The organism is Stenotrophomonas sp. T8 (assembly GCF_051853085.1).
Taxonomy (GTDB): Bacteria; Pseudomonadota; Gammaproteobacteria; order Xanthomonadales; family Xanthomonadaceae; genus Stenotrophomonas; species Stenotrophomonas sepilia.
Map to the genome: position 1 here is coordinate 1,719,284 of NZ_CP195329.1, position 16,009 is coordinate 1,735,292.

Sequence of the window (16,009 nt, forward strand, 5' to 3'; positions counted from 1 at the left end):
ATCCATGGCGCCAACGGTCCTGCCTACCCACCCCGGCCCAGCCCTCTCGGCATTTCGGTGTCGGACGGAAAGAGCGTTGGGGTTCCAGGTGGAAAGAGGGGTCAGATCCGTTTTCCTGCGGAAAACGGATCTGACCCCGGAAGTGACCTGGCTTTTGTTTTTTGCTCTTCTTTCTTCAATCCGGGGTGGACGCGCACGGAAACTGTCCGTGGCCGGGAGGGTGGGTTGCGCAGGGGTGTCCGCGGCATGGATGCCGCGGCCAAGCCCCCATGGTGAAGTGACCCCCGGGAGTTGGACATCAGATCCAACCCCGAGGGATACATGAACAGATACGACGCGCGTTTCAAACTGCAGGTCGCCAAAGAGGCCTGCAAGACCTCCACATCGGTCAAAGCCGTTGCTCGTCGCTACGGCCTGGAGTTCTCCACGGTCAGGCGCTGGGTGGCGACCTATCGGCTGCATGGTTGGCGCGGGTTTCGCCGCCAGGCCCAGTCCTATGACCTCGCATTCAAGCTGGCTGTCCTGAAGAAGATGGGCCAGGACGGCATGTCCGGGCGGGAGGCCACCACTTACTTTCAAATTGGCGATGCCGGCGCGGTGGGTCGGTGGCGTCGCCTGTATGCTCAAGGCGGTGCCCAAGCGCTGGCACCACCTCCGCCGCCGCCCCGAAAGCCGATGAAAAAGACCCGCTCGTCCAAGCCACCTGAGGAAATGAGCCGCGATGAGCTGCTCAAGGAAGTCGCCTATCTGCGTGCGGAGACCGACTACCTAAAAAAACTCGATGCCTTGATCCGGGAAGAGCAGGCGGCGCAGGACGCAAAGCGCAAGCCATCCAAGGATTGAGGCAGGTTCATACGCTGTCGCTTCTGCTCGAAGCGGCAGAGCTGTCACGCAGTACGTTCTATTACCAGAACCATGTCCTGGCCCATCCGGATCAGGATGAGGCAGCCCTGTGCGAGCGCATCCGGGCAATCTACGATCAAAGCCAAGGGCGCTATGGGTATCGCACGGTGACGCTGGAACTGGCCAATCAGGGCCATCGGACCAATCACAAGCGGGTACAGCGCCTGATGGGGGAGATGGGCCTGAAATCACGGGTACGCGTGAAGCGCTACCGGTCCTTCAAAGGGGCCGCCAATGTTGTGGTTGGCAATGACCTCAATCGCCAGTTCCATGCCGAGCGGCCCAACCAGAAGTGGGTGACTGACGTCACCGAGTTCAAGGTGCAAGGCATGAAGCTGTACCTGTCGCCGATCATGGACCTCTACAACGGTGAAATCGTGGCTTATCAGATCAAGCGCCAGCCTGTGTTCGATCTGGTAGGTCAGATGCTGGAGGAGGCCATCAAGAAGCTTTCGCCGGATGAGCGGCCAATGATCCACTCCGACCAGGGCTGGCAGTACCAGCATGAGAACTACCGGCACATGCTGGAAAAGCACTCGTTGAAGCAAAGCATGTCCCGACGTGGCAACTGCTTGGACAATGCGGCAATGGAAAGCTTCTTCGGGACGCTGAAGTCGGAGTTCTTCTACCTGAACAGCTTTGACAGCATCGAAAGCCTGGAGGCCGGGCTGGTGGAGTACATCAAGTACTACAACCAAGAGCGAATCAGATTGAAATTGAAGGGGCTAAGCCCGGTAAAGTACCGGGAACAGGCCCAAGCAGCCGCCTGACCCCACCGTCCAAGTCTCGGGGGTCACTTCATGGACGGGTTCACGGCGTCCCCTGCGCGACCCACCCTCCCGGCCCGAGCGAAGGAAATCCGCAGCTTTCCGTGACCACCCCGAGGGGCTTCGCCGTTGGCTGGATATCCAGATACCCCGTAAACAAAAACGCCCCAGCACGGGGCCAGGGCGTGTTCGTGGATCAGGTCAGGCCGGCATCAGAATTCCTGCCAGTCTCCGTCGGCCAGTTCGGTGGCCATCGGGCGACCGCCAGCGGTGCGGCGGGCCGGCGGTGCGACCGGTGCCGGGGCGGCCGGCGCGGTGGCTCGCGGGGCCGGGGCTGCGGCGACGCGCGGGGCGGCGACGACCTCGGCCTCGTCGACCACGAAGATCGACACCGCTTCGCTGAGATGGCCGGCCTGTTCTTCCATCGCACGCGCGGCAGCAGTGGCTTCCTCCACCAGCGCAGCGTTCTGCTGGGTGGTCTCGTCCATCTGCACCACGGTCTGGTTGACCTGCTCGATGCCGGCGGACTGTTCCTGCGAGGCCGCGGAGATTTCGGCCATGATGTCGGTCACGCGCTGCACCGAGGCGACAATCTCGCCCATGGTGGCGCCGGCCTTGTGCACCAGCGCCGAGCCATCGTTGACCTTGCCGACCGAGTCGTCGATCAGGCCCTTGATCTCCTTGGCGGCGGCGGCCGAGCGCTGGGCGAGGGTGCGCACTTCGCTGGCAACCACGGCGAAGCCGCGGCCCTGTTCACCGGCACGCGCGGCTTCCACGGCGGCGTTCAGTGCCAGGATGTTGGTCTGGAACGCGATGCCGTCGATGACGCTGATGATTTCGGCGATCTTCTTCGACGAGGCTTCGATGGCGGACATGGTGGTGACCACCTGGCCGACGACCTCGCCACCCTGCGAGGCGACACCGTGCGCGCCGATGGCGAGCTGGTTGGCCTGGCGGGCGTGTTCGGCGTTCTGGCGCACGGTGGAGGTCAGTTCCTCCATCGAGGCCGCGGTTTCTTCCAGGTTTGCGGCCTGCTGCTCGGTCCGGCGCGACAGGTCGCTGTTGCCGGAGGCGATCTCGCCGGCGGCCGAACTGATCGCGCGGCTGGATTGCTTGATGCGGGTGACGATCTCGCTCAGCTGCGCGGCGGTGGCGTTGGCATCGTCACGCATGCGGGCGAACACGCCCTGGTAGTCGCCGTGCATGCGCACGGTCAGGTCGCCCTGCGACAGTGCCGCAAGCAGGCCGGAGATCTGCTCGATGCTGCCGGCGTTGGCGTCCAGCAGGCCGTTGATCTGCTGCGCCAGCTGCAGGAAGAAGCCTTCCTTGTCGGTGGCGTCAATGCGACCGGACAGGTCGCCGGCGGCGGCCTGGGCGATCACGCGGGCCACTTCCGCTTCAACCTGCGCTTCCTGGGTACGGTCGCGCCATTCCACCACGTAGCCGACGGTGTCGCCGCCTTCATTGCGGATGGTCGACACCACCTGGGCGAACTGGGCATCGCCGTACTGCATCGGGCGACGCGCGACACCGTGCGCCTTCAGGTTGCCCAGCAGGGTCTGGTCCATCTCGCCACGGTGCTCGAGCACGGTGACCGGCTTGCCGATCAGCGAGGTCTGGGCGTCGAAGTCCGGCAGGTCGCGGCGCACTTCGTCCTGGTACTGGCTCAGGGTCTGCTGCAGGGCGCGGTTGCTGTAGACGATGGTGTTGCTGGTGTCGGTCAGGTACACGCCGGTCGAGCTGTAGTCCAGCGCGGTGCGGATGCGCAGGTTCTCGCGGGCGACGGCCTGGTCGGTTTCGATGCGCTCGCGCAGGTCGCGCTGCATGCGCTGCATGGCCTGCATCAGTTCGCCCACTTCGTCCTGGCGGCTGACGTCGATATGGCCATCGAGCTTGCCACCGGCGACGTCGTTGGCGACCGAGACGGCGCCACGCACGCTGCCGACCAGTGCGCGTGCGAACAGCCACACCAGCACCAGGCCGAGCGCGGCGCCGCCCAGCAGGGCGATCACGGTCAGCACGGCCGAGGCGGAATAGGTGGAAGCGGCCTCTTCGCGCGAGGCGCGGGCGAGGCGGTTGTCTTCGGCGATCAGCGCTTCCAGCGCCGATGCAGCCTTGCGGTGCTTGGTACGGGTTTCGCCGACGAAGGTATCGATGGCGTCGTCCGGCAGGTCCAGTTCCAGCATCTCGGTGACGCTGTCATAGGACGCCAGGGCATCCTTCCATTCCTTGGCGAAGGTGTCGAACAACTTCTTCTGTTGTGCGTTATCGACCAGCTTCGGATAGTCCTTGATCGACTTGTCCATGCTGGTGCGCAGGTCGACGGCCTGCTTGCGCGCATCGGCCTTGACGTCGTCGCTGGCGCGGATCAACTGCTGGTAGGCGGCATTGCGGTACTCGCTCAGCATGCCGCGCATCTCGCCGGCGAGGCGGATGCTTTCCATGCGTGAACCGGCCAGCTCGGTGGTGACGTTGTTCAGCGAATGCAGGCCGCGATAGGCGACGATGCCCTGCAGCAGCATCACCAGCAGGAGGACGCCGAAGGTCAGCAGCAGCTTCGGCATCAGTTTCAGGTTGTTGATCCACGGCATTGGCGTTGCGAGCTCCTAAGGCAGACGCGCCCGGGCATCGGGCCCGGTTGCAGCAGAAACCACGCCGGCACCAGGTCCGGCGTAGTTCGACGGACAGCGGATTACTTGATGTTGGCCAGCTTCAGCCCAGCCGGCGAGCTGACTTCGATTTCCGCGCGCGAGGCGTCGCGCTGGATCTTGCCGATCACGCAGACGGTCTTGCCTTCCAGGGTTTCCAGCGGGAAGGAGAACTTGCCGCGGTTCTCGCCGGCGATGCGGGCCGAGAAGGTGTGGCGCGGGAAGGCACCGCCCATGTACAGGAAGGTCGGCTGGCCTTCGGAACCTTCTGCGTAGCGGGCCTTTTCAACCTTGCCACAGACCATGCCGTCCTTGCCGACCGAACGCGGCGCCATTTCCGGCGGGATCATGTCGGCCGACTGGGCGAAAGCGGAGGTGGCGGTGGTGGCCAGGACAGCAGCCGAGACGAACGCAAACAGGGACTTCATCGAGGGTATCTCCGGGGATGGTAACGATCGGGCCGGTCCTGCGCGCTCCTGCGCGACCGGCTTCTGTCCCCCTATCGGCACCGCCGAAGGGAACTGAAGGGTTTTGTGACTGGAACGTGAAGCAGTTCCGGTTGCTCAGGCGGCGACGTCTTCGGCGGGGCTGGCCTGGCCCATGTCGGCGCTGTCGAGCAGGGTCTCGATGTCCAGCAGGATCAGCATGCGATCGTCATGGGTACCGATGCCGGAGATGAAGCGGGTATCGACGGCGGCACCGAATTCCGGGGTCGGTCGGATCTGCTCGGCCGACAGCGGGATCACGTCGGAGACGCTGTCGACGACGATGCCGACCACGCGGTCGTCGACGTTCAGCACGATCATCACGGTGAAGGCGTCGTAGCGGGCGTTGTCCAGGCGCAGCTTCAGGCGCAGGTCGATCACCGGGACGATGGTGCCGCGCAGGTTGATCACGCCCTTGATGTAGTCCGGGGCATCCGGCACGCGGGTAACCGCATCATAGCCACGGATTTCCTGCACCTTGAGGATGTCCACGCCGTAGTGCTCGTCACCAAGCGTGAAGCTGAGGAATTCGCCACCGGTGCTGGCGGCGGAGCTGGTCTTGTCGTTCATCGAGGGGTCCTGGTTCTGCCGGAAGTCCCGGTGTCAGGCTCGATATCGGCTCCGCTGGGGGGGACTTTAGGTGCCCGGGGAAAGGCATCCACGCATGGCGTGGATCCACCGGAGATCGGTAGTGCCTGCCGCTGGCCGGCAATGGCCGTACCCGCATTGTCGCGAAGTTGCCGGCCAGCGGCCGGCACTACCTGTTGGCCGGGCCTTAGAGCTCGCCGTTGCGGCGTGCCTTGCGTTGGCGGTCGATGCGGAAGATGTAGCGCTGGATGGCGCTGTCGGCGCCGCGCGGCAGGCTGTCGAAGCGCATGCCCACGCGCTTGACCTCGATGCCGTTGGGCTGGCGCTGGGGCAACAGGTTGCAGACCACCAGCGCGATGTCCAGGTCGGGGCCGTCCGGCAGCGACAGCTGCGCCGGATAGCGCTTCTGCAGACCAAATACCGCGCAGTCATTGGGCACCACCACGGCCAGACCGCCACCGCTGATGTCCACCACCCGCATCGACAGCGCTTCGGCCCGCGCTTCGCCGGGTGGCAGCAGCAGCTGCGGTGAATCAGTGACTGGCGTCTCCAGCCGATACAGCTCGCGGCGCTGCAGGTGCACCAGTTCTTCCGGAAGCGGGGCGCGGAAGGCCACGTGGCCGTCGTTGTCCACGCGCTGCAGTTCGTGCAGGCGGAAGCGCACCAGCACCCGTTCGAGCTGGGCGAAGCACAGCAGGTGATCGGCCTGCTCGGCGGCGCGGTTGGAAGCTTCCTGCGGGCTGCCATCGAGCAGCAGGTAGTCCTCGTCTTCGTCGAGGTCGAGCAGCGCAGTGGGGAACGAACGGTCGCGGCCGTCGATGTGCGCGTTGATCAATGATCGCTGGTCGATCAGCGAGCGCAGCAGCTGGCGCAGCTGACGCGGATTGCGGACCAGGAAGCGCTCGTCAGCGGCGTCGGCCGCGTGGACATCATGCACTGCAGTGTCGTTGCCGTCGGACATGGAATCTACGGTCAGGGGCGGGCGCCAGCACGCATTGGCGCGAGGCTCGATGGGGATATCGGCCTCTGCACCGGATTATGAAGTGGGATTTGCATCACTTTCCACGCGTAAGGGGTCAGATCCCTTTCCCACGGGAAAGGGATCTGACTCCGTGGTTCTGTCAGAACTCCTGCCAGTCGCCGTCGGCGGCCAGTACCGGCTGCGCCGTCGAGCTGCGCAGGGGGCGCGCGGAAGCCGGCTTTGCCGAAGGCGCGGCGGCTGCGACCTGGCGCGGTACCGGTGCCGCCAGCGGGCGTGCCGGAATGGCCGTCGTGCCGTGCGATGCCAGCCGGAAGCGGGCCACGGCTTCACCCAGCTGCACGGCCTGATCCTCCATCGCACGTGCGGCGGCGGTGGCTTCCTCCACCAGTGCGGCGTTCTGCTGGGTGGTCTCGTCCATCTGCACCACGGTCTGGTTGACCTGCTCGATGCCCGCGCTCTGTTCCTGCGAGGCCGCAGATATCTCTGCCATGATGTCGGTCACACGCTGCACCGAGGCGACGATCTCGCCCATGGTGCTGCCGGCCTGGTGCACCAGGCTGGAGCCCTCGGCGACCTTGCCGACCGAGTCGTCGATCAGGCCCTTGATTTCCTTGGCGGCAGCGGCCGAGCGCTGGGCGAGGGTGCGCACTTCGCTGGCGACCACGGCGAATCCGCGACCCTGTTCACCGGCACGCGCGGCTTCCACGGCGGCGTTCAGCGCCAGGATGTTGGTCTGGAAGGCGATGCCGTCGATGACCGAGATGATCTCGGCGATCTTCTTCGACGAGGCTTCGATGGCGGACATGGTGGTGACCACCTGGCCGACCACTTCACCGCCCTGCGAGGCGACACCGTGCGCGCCGATGGCGAGCTGGTTGGCCTGGCGGGCGTGTTCGGCGTTCTGGCGCACGGTGGAGGTCAGTTCCTCCATCGAGGCTGCGGTTTCTTCCAGGTTGGCGGCCTGCTGCTCGGTCCGGCGCGACAGGTCGCTGTTGCCTGAGGCGATCTCGCCGGCGGCCAGGGTGATGCTGGAAGCGCTGGCCTGGATCTGGCCGACGATCTGGGTCAGCTGCGCGACCGTGGTGTTGGCATCATCACGCATGCGGGCGAACACGCCATTGAACTGGCCTTCCATGCGCGCGGTCAGGTCGCCGGTGGCGATCGACTGCAGCAGCTGCGAGAGCTGGCCAAGGTTGCCGTCAGCCACCTGCATCATGGTGTTGAGGTGCTCGATCATCAGCTTGAAGTCGTGCTGGAACCGCTGTGCGTCGCCGCGCTGGCTGAAGTCACCGGCGGCGGCCGCCGCAGCCAGGTGCTGGATCTGCGAATTGATGGCCAGCAGGCTGGCCTTGGCCGCGTCCATGGATTCGTGCAGGATCGCGCGGCTGCCGGGCAGGCGGCGTGCATCCGGGCTCAGATTGCCGATGGCGTACTGGTTGAGTACTTCAATGGCATCGACGATCGCATCGAGGTGCTCGAAGATCACCGTGTTGATGCCGTTGGCCAGCTGGCCGTAGACACCCGGGAAATCTTCCGGGATGCGATGGCTGATGTCCGGGCCAGCGTGCATCTGTGCCATCAGCTGTGTCTGCTCGCTGAAGCGTCGCAGCATCGCCGTCATCTCGGCGGTGGCAGCGAGCATCCTGCCGGCTTCATCGTTGCTGGTGGCCTGGGTGCTGACGCTGAGATCACCGCGGGCAACGGCCTGGATGGCATGCACGGCCTTGCCGAGTGGGCCGGTCACTGCACGCGAGATGACGATGGCCAGCGCGGCAGCGACCAGCGACAGCAGCACGATGCAGCCGATGATGGCAATCATGCTGGTGCGGTGGGTGGCGTTGGCGTCGGCGATCTTGCGGTCCATCTGGCCGGCGATGTGGGTGCCCAGTGCCTTCATCGCAGCGAACAGGTCGCGACGCGCCGGGCGTGACTGTTCGTCGGAGATCTGCCGCGCCAGGACGCCGTCACCGGCGGTCACGGCGTCGCGCATCGCCTTGTTGGCGGCGAAGTAGCGGTCGAGCTGTGCGCTGGCTGCGCGATACAGTTCACGCTCCTTGTCCAGCGCCGGCAGCGCCGCGTACGCCGCCAGTTCGTCATGCACGGCCTTGGCGGTGTCGTTCATGCGCTTGTTGTAGTCGGCCACCTTTTCCGGCTGGTCGAGCATGCTCAGCTGGGCCAGTTCGTAGGTGCGGAACTCGCCGAGCTGCGAGCGGGCCTCGCCCAGGTGCTGGACCGAGGGGATATCGTTGCCAGCCATGTCGCGCAACTGCGCGTTGGCCTCGCTCAGGCGCACCAGTGCGAAGGCGCCGAGGATCAGGGTCATCAAGGTGGTGAGGGTGAACCCCACGGCCAGCTTGCGGGCGATGGGCAGATCTTGGAACCACTTCATGCAGGGTGCTCTAGGTGGGCAGAGTGCCGGCGTCTGTGCGCCGGTTTGGGGGTGGTTGCAGAGCGAACGGGGGTGCCCGGTGGGGTTCGGTGACGACCGTCAAAGCGAAATAACGGCGCCGTCCGCGCGGACTTTATGGACGCAGATCACATTCGGTTGCGTAGGGATGACGGCACGAAAGTGCTGGTCTGGCGGGGCTTGCGCTCGGATGACGTGGTTGCGCGCGAAACCATCGCCTCGACGGAGTTCACAGAAGGGATGGGGTCAGATCCCTTTTCCCTGAAAAGGGATCTGACCCCGGCTGGAATGGAGCACACAAACAAAAACCGCCGTCCCGAAGGGCGGCGGTCCATGACCCGCATGCGGCGTGGATCAGGCGGCCTGCGGCATCCGCAGTGAGCGCACCAGTCCGCCGATGTCAACGATCAACGCGACGCGGCCGTCGCCAAGGATGGTGGCACCGGACACCCCGCCGATACGGCGGTAGTTGTTCTCGATGTTCTTCACCACCACCTGCTGCTGGCCGACCAGTTCGTCCACTTCCAGCGCGATTTTCTGGCCATCGCCTTCCACCACCACCACCAGCGATTCGCTGCCCGGTGCGCGGTTGCCGTAGCCGTAGTACTCGCTCAACGACAGGATCGGCAGGTACTCGCCTCGCACGCGCAGCACGCGGCCTTCGCCGGCCATGCTGCGGATATCCTCGGGCTGCGGCTGCAATGCCTCAAGCACGTAGGCAAGCGGCAGGATCAGGGTTTCGCCGGCCACGGCCACAGTCATGCCATCGAGGATGGCCAGGGTCAGCGGCAGGCGGATCAGCGTGCGGGTGCCGGTACCGAGGCTGCTTTCGATCTGCACCTCGCCGCCTAGTGCCTGGATGTTGCGGCGGACCACGTCCATGCCGACGCCGCGCCCGGACAGGTCGGTGACCGCATCGGCGGTGGAGAAGCCAGGCTGGAAGATCAGGTCCCAGACCTGCGAATCGGTCGGGTTGTCCGGCACGGCCAGGCCGCGTTCGTGGGCCTTGGCGAGGATCTTGGCGCGGTCCAGGCCACGGCCATCGTCGCTGACTTCGATGACGATATGGCCGCCTTGATGCGAGGCCGCCAGCGTGATCGTGCCGGTCTCATCCTTGCCTGCACCGCGACGTACGTCGGGCATTTCCAGGCCGTGGTCGATCGAGTTGCGCACCAGGTGCACCAGCGGATCGGCGATCTTTTCGATCAGGCCCTTGTCCAGTTCGGTGCCTTCGCCGACGGTGCGCAGGCGCACCTGCTTGCCGAGGCGGCTGGACAGGTCGCGGACCAGGCGCGGGAAGCGGCGGAACACCGCATCAACCGGCAGCATGCGCACGCCGATCACCGCTTCCTGCAGGTCGCGGGTGTTGCGTTCAAGCTGGTCCAGCCCGGCGAACAGGCTCTCGGCGTGGACCGGGTCCAGCGCATGCGAGACCTGCTTGAGCATGGCCTGGGTGATGACCAGCTCGCCGACCAGGTTGATCAGCGCATCGACCTTGTCGACGCTGACGCGGATCGAGGTTTCCGCTTCCTGGCTGGCACCACCGCTGGCGGCAGGCGCGGCAGGTGCAGACGCTGCCGCTGCGACCGGAGCGGGAGCCGCAGCGGCCGGCGCCTGCGTGGCCAGGCTCGGCGGCGCGGCGGGACGGATGTCCAGCTCGCAATCGTCCAGCACCCAGGCGAAGGTATCTTCGATCTTGCTGCGCGGCACCTTGCCGACCAGGCCCAGATCCCACGCAAGATGGGCTTCGAGCGGATCAAGCTGGGCGAAGCCCGGCAGGCGTTCCATGCGCGCAGCGACCTGCAGCGAACCGAGGTGTTCCAGTTCGCGGATGATGCGCAATGGATCGTTGCCGCTCATGAACAGCGACGGCGCCGGGGTGAAGCCGATCTGCCAGGCCTCCGGCGTATCGTCCACCTTGGCTGCCGCGGCCGCCGGGGCGCTCGCTGCGGCCTGGCCGGAAAGAACCGCTTCCAGGCGCGCTTTCACCGCAGCGACTGCGGCGGGATCTGCGGCTTGGCCGTGTTCGGCTTCGCGCAGCAGGGCGCGCAGCACGTCCACCGAGGACAGCATGGCGTCGACGGCGTGGCCTTCCAGGACCCGCTTGCCGGCGCGCAGCTCATCGAGCAGCGTTTCCAGCACGTGGGTCAGGCCGGCGATCGCGTCGAAGCCGAAGGTGCCGGCGCCGCCCTTGATCGAGTGGGCGGCGCGGAACACCGAATTGATGATCTCCGCGTCCTGCTGCCCCGATTCCAGGGCCAGCAGGCCAGCCTCCATCGCATCGAGGCCTTCGCGGCTCTCCTCGAAGAAGGTGGCGTGGAAGCGTTGCAGGTCCATGCTCATGGCAGTGGTGATCCGGAAGCGAGGAGGGGGAGCGGCGCCGGGCGATCAGCCCAGCACTTTCTGCACGGTGGCGACCAGCTGTTCGGGATTGAACGGCTTGACCAGCCAGCCGGTGGCACCGGCGGCCTTGCCTTCGGACTTCTTGTCGGCGGCCGATTCGGTGGTCAGCATCAGCAGCGGGGTGAACTTGTAGTCCGGCAGCTGGCGCAGTTCGCGGATCAGCGCGATGCCGTCCATGTTCGGCATGTTGACGTCGGTCACCACCGCATTGAAGCGCTGGCCCTTGGCGCGACCGAGCGCGACCGCGCCGTCTTCAGCTTCTTCGACGGCAAAACCGGCCGAGGTGAGGGCGAAGGACACCATCTGGCGCATCGACGCCGAATCGTCCACCACCAAGATACGTGCGCTCATGCAGCGTTCTCCACAGATTTCAGGTTGTCATGGGTTACGTCCAGGCCCAGGGCCTGGGTGACGCCCAGCAGGCGCGCGGCGTCACTGAAGGTTGCAGTGCAACCGTGGAAGCCGGTGCCCAGGCCTGCCTCGCGGCGGGCCTGCACGAACGCACACAGCACCTGCACGGCGGCCGTGTGGATGCGGGCGACCTGGCTGGCATCCAGGGTCAGCTCGCCAGCCTGCTCCACGAGGGGGGCGAGGCGGTTCTTGAGCTCGGTAGTGCTCTCGATGCCGAGATCCCCACCCAGTTCGACAGTGCTCATCGTTGCTCCGGACAAACGGTTCCGTGATCCATAACGGCACCCCAGTGGGGTTCTTTAGAAGAATCGACGCGGTACGTCGATGCGGTCGCTGTCCAAAAGGGGACGGAGGGGATCAAGTCGCAAGCGAGCTGGCTCTACTGCAGTCCCCTCGGCAACGGTGACCGCGCAGTGGGGACGTAAGGTGTTGATCCAACGGATCAACTCCTTGCGTCCCCGACAGGCACCGCTTCGGTGCAAAGCACCGAGCCACTTGCGACTTAATCCCCTCCGTCCCCTTTTTCTTGGCGGCTCAGCTCAACAGCCGGGTGGCGTCGAGCAGGATCATCGGCCGCTGGCTGACCCGGGCCACGCCGCGGAACAGGTCGTTTGAGATCTGGCAGATGCGCGCGGTATCGGGCGGTTCGATCTGCGAATCGGTGAGGTTGGCGACATCTTCGACCGCTGACACGCGCAGGCCGATGGTCTCGCCGTCCTCCTCCAGGACCACGATGCGGGTCTGCGCGTCGTCCTCGGCGGCGGCGGCGCCCAGGTGCAGGCCCAGATCCATCACCGGGACCACCTGGCCGCGCAGGTTCATGATGCCGAGCATGGCCGCTGCAGTGCCACGCAGCGGCAGCAGGGGCACCGGCAGCACCACTTCCTGCACCTTCAGCAGTTCCAGCGCATAGGCCTGGGTGCCGCAGCGAAGGCGCAGCCAGCGCGAAGTGCGTTCGCCGGCGCGTCGGTTCTGCGGGTGCGGGCTGCGAGCCGGTTGGTGGGCCTGCGCCTGCAGCTCCTGCCAGGTGCCGGGACGGTTGCCTGCCGGGGCATCGGCGGCGACGCGCGGCGGCGGAGTGGCGGTGCGCGCGGCCGGGGCCGGGGCTGCAGGTGCAACCGTCGGGGCCACCGGTGCTGCGACCACGGCGGGCGGTGGCGTGGCTACGTCTTCGCCACCCGCGGCCGCCTCGAACGCGGCCTGCAGGCCGGGGCTGTCGGTGTGGGCGAGGCGATGGCTGTCCGCCGGATCGGTTTCGTAGATCACCTCGTCCGGCAGGTCGTCCCAGGTAGGTTCCGGACCGGCGTTTGCAACGACGGCGGGTGCCGGCGCGGTTTCGTGGATGACCTCCTCAGGCAGGTCATCCCAGGTCGGCTCGCGTCCGGAAACCGCTTCTCCCGCCGGACCCGGCCCAGCGCTAGCGGAGGCGGCAGCGCTCTCGAAGGCCGCTTCCAGCACCGCGTCGTCCGGGCTTGGTGCGGCGGCGACGGATTCTGTTTCGTAGATCAACTCGGCGGGCAGGTCATCCCAGGTGGGTTCGCGCGTGGGTGGTGCGGCGCTCTCGAAGGCGGCTTCCAGCGCAGCGCTGTCCCCGCTCGGCGTGGCGGCGATGGTTTCGGTTTCGTAGATCACTTCGGCCGGCAGGTCGTCCCAGGTCGGTTCGCGTTCGGCGACTGCTTCGATCGCCGGGTCTGGCCCGGCGCCAGCCGGCGACAGCTCGGCAGGGGGCGGCGCGACAATGGCCTCCCCCAGCAGTTCGTCCAGGTAATCATCGAGGATGCCGGTGCTGTTCATGCGGCCTGCTCCAGGGCGCGGGCATCCTCGCCGAGGATCCAGTTCAGCGCACGGCGGTAGGCGGCCAAGCCACGGCCCGGGTAGTCCTCGCCAGCGCTCGGCAGGGTCAGCCCGGCGGCGTTGCTGATGCGGGTATCGATCGGAATGGCGTCTTCCCACACGCGGTTGCCGTGGCGATCCTGCATGGTGCGCAGCGATTCGTTGCCGGCGCGGGTGCGGCGGTCGAACAGGGTCGGCAGGATCGAGATCGGCAGCGGGCGGCGGCGCGAACGCTCGACCATCTCGCCGGTGCGGACCATGCCATCCAGGCCGTGCAGTGCCAGGGGCTCGGCCTGGGTCGGGATGATCAGGCGATCGGCGGCAGCCAGTGCGTTGATCATCAGCAGGCCGAGGGTGGGTGCGCAGTCCAGCAGGATGTAGTCGTGCTGGCCCTGGTGGCGCGCCAGCGCGTTCTGCAGGGCCAGGCCGAGGCCGGGCTGGTTGGCGCTGCGGCGTTCCAGCGTGGCCAGCGCCGACTGTGCGCAGACGTAGTCCAGGCCATGGATGTTGCTGGCATGGCAGAGGCCGGACAGGTCCGCTGGCGGTGTGCCGAACAGCTCCAGCACGCCGGCCGGCGGCGGGTCCACCGGCACGCCGAAGGCGCGGCTGAGCGAGGCATGCGGATCGAGGTCGATCAGCAGCACGCGATGGCCGAGTGCGGCCAGGCCGCGGCCGAGGGCGAGGGTGGTGGTGGTCTTGCCGACTCCGCCCTTCTGGTTGGCGACTGCCCAGATGCGCATCGGATTACTCCTTCATTGCCGGGGGAACGGCGGCGCCGACGCGGCTGCCAGCCGGCACCGGCGGCAACTTCACCGGTGCGATGGGGGAGGTGGGGGCGCTGGCCGGAGTTGCGGCGGCCTGTTTGGTGACGGTGCTGTCGGTGGCGCCGGTGGCTGCGTTCAGGCGCTGGCCGAGCGGATCCACCGAGTGCGACGTGTCGGCCAGGATGATGACCATCACCCGGCGGTTGCGGTTGCGGCCCTGCGCGCTGTCGTTCTCTTCGCGCGGGCGGAACTGGCCATAGCCGACCATCGCCAGCCGCGACGGCTGCACGCCCTGGTCGGCGAACAGGTGCACCACGCTGGCGGCGCGCCCGGCCGACAGTTCCCAGTTCGACGGGAAAGTCGCGGTGGCGATCGGCACGTTGTCGGTGTGGCCTTCCACGCGCACGCTGTTGGGCACGTCGCGCAGCACCTCGGCCAGGCTGGCCAGGGTCTGCCGCGCATGCACGTCCAGCGCGGCCGAGCCGGTAGGGAACAGGATATCGCTGTTGATCTCGACTTCGATCCACAGTTCGGTGCGGCGCACGCTGATCATGCCGCGGTCGATCAGCGGCGCCAGTGCGGCGGTGAGGCGATCGGCAATCGTGTTGAGCTGGCGCTCGGCACGGGCGATCTGCTCCTGGTTGTGCACTGACACCGGCATGCGCATCTGCGAGGCCATCGACGGCAGCAGGGTCGGGTCGTGCGAGGGCGCCGGCGCGGAGGGACCGATCTTGGTGCCGGACTTGATCACCGAGGGGCTGTCCCAGCCGCCGCCCTGCACCTGCTTGTTGCCCACCTGCACCGGGTTGATGGTGCGCGGTGCGCCACCGAAGGCATCGGTCAGCGCGTCGGCCATGATCCGGTACTTGCCCTCGTTCACCGAGGAGATCGCATACATGACCACGAAGAAGGCGAGCAGCAGCGTCATCAGGTCGGCATAGGGGATCGCCCATGCTTCGTGGTTGGCGTGCTCTTCGTGGTGCTTGCGGCGGGCCATGTCAGTGCAGGAAGCCGGAGAGGTTGGTTTCGATGTTGCGCGGGTTCTCGCCCTGGGCGATCGAGATCAGGCCTTCGATGACCATCTCGCGGTCGCGCGTGTTGTGCGAGATCACACTCTTGAGCTTGGCGGCGATCGGCAGGAACAGCAGGTTGGCCGAAGCGATGCCGTAGATGGTGGCGGTGAACGCGGCGGCGATGCCGTGGCCGAGCTTGCTCGGGTCGGCCAGGTTCTTCATCACTGCGATCAGGCCCAGCACGGCACCGATGATGCCCAGCGTCGGTGCATAGATGCCCATTGCTTCGAACACCTTGGCGCCGGCCTGGTCCTGGTGCTCCTGGCTGCCCAGTTCGATTTCCAGCATGTGCCGCATCGATTCGGGCTCGACGCCGTCCACCAGCAGCTGCAGGCCCTTGCGCAGGAACGGGTCCTGCTGTGCTTCCACCTGCGATTCCAGGCCCAGCAGGCCCTGGCGGCGGGCGATGTTGCTCCACTCGACGATCTGCTGGATCAGCTCGCGGCGGTCGCTGTGCGGTGGACGCACGACCCAGCGCACGATGCTGAACGCATGCTTGAACACCGCCGGCGAGGTGTGCAGCAGGATCGCAGCGACGGTGCCGACGATGACGATCACGAACGCTGCAGGCGACCACAGCGACGCCAGGCCGGCGCCCTTGAGGATGCTGCCGCCGACCAGCGAGGCCAGGGCGAGAAAGAGTCCAATGAGGCTGAGTCTATCCATGGATCCGGTATCGGCTTGTATGAATGGGACTTGAGACACCGGTACGGGCTACTGGTGCGACTTCACAGTTTTACGGGTT

13 protein-coding genes are annotated in these 16,009 nt (G+C 66.4%); 1 reads left to right on the forward strand and 12 read right to left on the reverse strand.

Going from position 1 to position 16,009, the window contains the following annotated elements; genetic code table 11:
• Nucleotides 1–321: 321 nt before the first annotated feature.
• Nucleotides 322–1,673, forward strand: a protein-coding gene (locus tag ACSDHM_RS08115) for an IS3 family transposase (RefSeq protein WP_439426583.1) whose coding sequence is annotated in 2 segments (ribosomal slippage) — nt 322–769 and nt 769–1,673 — 1,353 coding nt in all. Because the reading frame shifts where the segments join, the coding sequence is not laid out codon by codon here.
• Nucleotides 1,674–1,882: 209 nt separating this feature from the next.
• Here ACSDHM_RS08115 and ACSDHM_RS08120 read toward each other — a convergent pair.
• The 12 genes from ACSDHM_RS08120 to ACSDHM_RS08175 form a co-directional block, all read right to left on the reverse strand.
• Nucleotides 1,883–4,261 carry a methyl-accepting chemotaxis protein gene (locus ACSDHM_RS08120; RefSeq protein WP_439426850.1) on the reverse strand — a complete coding sequence of 793 codons (2,379 nt, stop codon included), beginning with the start codon at nt 4,259–4,261 and terminating at the stop codon, nt 1,883–1,885.
• A 101-nt stretch (nt 4,262–4,362) separates the two neighbouring features.
• Nucleotides 4,363–4,746, reverse strand: coding sequence for a hypothetical protein (locus ACSDHM_RS08125; RefSeq protein ID WP_061480764.1), 384 nt, complete (start codon nt 4,744–4,746; stop codon nt 4,363–4,365).
• 135 nt (nt 4,747–4,881) lie between these two features.
• Nucleotides 4,882–5,373, reverse strand: coding sequence for a chemotaxis protein CheW (locus tag ACSDHM_RS08130; RefSeq protein ID WP_072166946.1), 492 nt, complete (start codon nt 5,371–5,373; stop codon nt 4,882–4,884).
• A gap of 205 nt (nt 5,374–5,578) precedes the next feature.
• Nucleotides 5,579–6,352: a flagellar brake protein gene (locus ACSDHM_RS08135; RefSeq protein WP_005416413.1), complete on the reverse strand. Its 774-nt coding sequence runs from the start codon at nt 6,350–6,352 to the stop codon at nt 5,579–5,581.
• A gap of 160 nt (nt 6,353–6,512) precedes the next feature.
• Nucleotides 6,513–8,762, reverse strand: coding sequence for a methyl-accepting chemotaxis protein (locus ACSDHM_RS08140; protein ID WP_227838166.1), 2,250 nt, complete (start codon nt 8,760–8,762; stop codon nt 6,513–6,515).
• A 372-nt stretch (nt 8,763–9,134) separates the two neighbouring features.
• On the reverse strand, nt 9,135–11,123 hold the full coding sequence (locus ACSDHM_RS08145; RefSeq protein WP_334271982.1) for a chemotaxis protein CheA: 1,989 nt from the start codon (nt 11,121–11,123) through the stop codon (nt 9,135–9,137).
• A 45-nt stretch (nt 11,124–11,168) separates the two neighbouring features.
• The gene (locus ACSDHM_RS08150) at nt 11,169–11,534 is read right to left on the reverse strand and encodes a response regulator (RefSeq protein WP_005409521.1); all 366 of its coding nucleotides are present in this window, start codon (nt 11,532–11,534) and stop codon (nt 11,169–11,171) included.
• Nucleotides 11,531–11,839, reverse strand: coding sequence for an STAS domain-containing protein (locus ACSDHM_RS08155; RefSeq protein ID WP_061478730.1), 309 nt, complete (start codon nt 11,837–11,839; stop codon nt 11,531–11,533). Before ACSDHM_RS08155 ends, ACSDHM_RS08150 begins: the two co-directional genes overlap by 4 nt.
• A gap of 289 nt (nt 11,840–12,128) precedes the next feature.
• Nucleotides 12,129–13,388, reverse strand: coding sequence for a chemotaxis protein CheW (locus ACSDHM_RS08160; RefSeq protein ID WP_334271981.1), 1,260 nt, complete (start codon nt 13,386–13,388; stop codon nt 12,129–12,131).
• Complete coding sequence (locus tag ACSDHM_RS08165) at nt 13,385–14,167, reverse strand: ParA family protein (RefSeq protein WP_069138615.1); 783 nt, start codon at nt 14,165–14,167, stop codon at nt 13,385–13,387. Before ACSDHM_RS08165 ends, ACSDHM_RS08160 begins: the two co-directional genes overlap by 4 nt.
• A 4-nt stretch (nt 14,168–14,171) precedes the next feature.
• Nucleotides 14,172–15,188: a flagellar motor protein MotD gene (motD, locus tag ACSDHM_RS08170; RefSeq protein ID WP_088497671.1), complete on the reverse strand. Its 1,017-nt coding sequence runs from the start codon at nt 15,186–15,188 to the stop codon at nt 14,172–14,174.
• A gap of 1 nt (nt 15,189) precedes the next feature.
• Nucleotides 15,190–15,930 (reverse strand): flagellar motor protein, encoded by a 741-nt coding sequence (locus ACSDHM_RS08175; RefSeq protein ID WP_049413360.1) that lies wholly within the window; start codon nt 15,928–15,930, stop codon nt 15,190–15,192.
• Nucleotides 15,931–16,009: the final 79 nt, after the last annotated feature.